This is a genomic window from Blautia glucerasea, from assembly GCF_020537505.1.
In the GTDB taxonomy this organism is placed as follows: domain Bacteria; phylum Bacillota; class Clostridia; order Lachnospirales; family Lachnospiraceae; genus Blautia_A.
Genome location: NZ_JAJBMO010000062.1, coordinates 1 through 1987 on the forward strand (window position 1 = coordinate 1; position 1987 = coordinate 1987).

Genomic DNA, 1987 nt, shown 5'->3' on the forward strand with positions numbered 1-1987 from the left:
GGTGGTCTTTTGGTCTGGAAAAAGAAAAAGGGCAGAACCCCGAAGAGCCCTGCCCATGATATTTGCATTAGTTTACGTTGCTATTTATTGTTCGTTATTAAAAGCGAATACTATTGTTTCTAGTAATTTTTTCATATTTTTCCATTCTTCTGTTTTAAAAACTTCATCACCTCTCTCAATTTTATTACGCATTTCATGAAACTTATGCTTTATATCATCTTTATAAGAAATCACTCCTTGATATAATGCTTCTTCAACATTATTTTTATTTCGTATTCGTTTTCTCGATTCCCATTCAATTGGATAATAGTTCCCACCAGTTTTTATAATGGAATCTGGCAAATACAATTCAATAGAAGCAGCTTTCTTGTTAATGTCATCAGGCACAATTTTCCCATTAGGTGCAATAGTTGGGTATTTATGAAACATTGTAATTTCTGGATATAATAATATTCTAAAATTTGCCGGCCAGTTTTTTATTTCATTTAATAATGAGCATTTACTAGAATATCCCTCTGCATCATTATCAAAAATTGCAATAAAATTTGCTCTAATTTTTGAAAAATAAAAAGTTTTAAGATTTTTTATTACATATGATGTTCCTCCATCTCTTTTTCCACCAGATTCATCACTGAAATCCATAAAATAAAATAAATCTGAAAGATGAGGATATAACTGTGACATCGCAAATTCTAAAATATCTTTATCGCTTGACCCTTCAACAAGAACAATTGTTTTTGAAACGTTCTCTGTCGCTGCTAGTGCTTTGGGAATACAATCATCTGCCCAATTATCCAAATTTGAGAAATCCAATATTATCTCCATATCATTTGCACAATATTCTAGTATAAGTCTGTATACATATTTATAATTGATTATTTCAGGATTTAAAGCATAAAATGATTCGCTATCCTCATCTTTCAAAGAATAAAATATAACTTTGTCACACTCTGTTGTAATATTAACCTCTGAAAGTGTTCCTCCAAATTGTATGTTTCCATTTGCAAGTTCATAAGAAACAATTTTTTTCATTGCATTTTTCCATTTTTTTAATGAAACATTTTTCTTAATCCGAATTTCATTATTCTTGTCCTCTTCATCATAATCTCCCTGTAAATGATACAAAAAAGATGAGTAGGCTACTGCTTGAACCATTTCATCATTAAATATTTTTTCAAAATTATTAAGTCCAAATCCCTGTGCATCTAAGCGTTCTTTTGCACGCCGAACAGTCGTCCTATACATATATTTAGTGTATGTTCCGGCATCTTTATCATCATCGTCTATATTACAATTATTTACTACAATAAGGTCATTTTTTGAAAAAAACAGACTAACGATTTTGCTATCCAAATAGTTTCTAAACCAATGTAATGATAAATTTCCAATTACTATATCTGCATATTCACTCATAATTAGCTTCACACCTTTTCGCTTCATTATTCTTTTACAAATTCATAAAATACAAATCTGCTCTATTGATAATGATATCACAAAAATGTTCTACTGCATATTTTAATTCAATTTTTGAATCCATTCTCTGCTTTCTTTGGGTGCATTTTTACAAAAATTCTGCATCCACATTTTATGCATGCTAATTTCTGATTCTGTATTTCCTATGTTTCCAACACAGCCCCCCATTTCCTGAAGTGCTTCCAGACAATCCCATTCCTTTTTGAACTCTCCTGCAAATTCCATCCACACTTTTATATGGTATTCCTTAAAACCAAAATGGTAAATCAAGTAGGTCAACCTGTCAAAATCAGCTAACGGCATTTTTTCTTTTTTCAGCAATAACCTTTTATCATGCTCGCTGCATAGATATAAAAATGCAAGCTGTTCTATCTTTGCCTGCTCCATATATTTCTCCCTTCTCTTCTACTTTGTCTCACTTTTACAACCGATTCTACCTTGTCCAATCGTTAAAATCAATACAGATGGTGCAAAAAGTGAGACAAGCCATCCTTTTACCAGAGAGGAAGAGATT

The 1987-nt window shown here is 31.2% G+C and carries 2 protein-coding genes; both read right to left on the reverse strand.

What is annotated here, in order from left to right; genetic code table 11:
- Positions 1-84: 84 nt before the first annotated feature.
- Entirely contained in the window at positions 85-1413 is a 1329-nt protein-coding gene (locus tag LIQ05_RS19140) for a HEPN/Toprim-associated domain-containing protein (RefSeq protein WP_226822906.1), read from the reverse strand.
- Between the two features lie 102 nt (positions 1414-1515).
- Positions 1516-1860, reverse strand: coding sequence for a hypothetical protein (locus tag LIQ05_RS19145; protein WP_226822907.1), 345 nt, complete (start codon positions 1858-1860; stop codon positions 1516-1518).
- Positions 1861-1987: the final 127 nt, after the last annotated feature.

Excerpts from the sequence above, each read along its gene's own strand:
- LIQ05_RS19145 (WP_226822907.1), bottom strand. The coding sequence starts at position 1,860 with ATGGAGCAGGCAAAGATAGAACAGCTTGCATTTTTATATCTATGCAGC.
- LIQ05_RS19140 (WP_226822906.1), bottom strand. The coding sequence starts at position 1,413 with ATGAGTGAATATGCAGATATAGTAATTGGAAATTTATCATTACATTGG.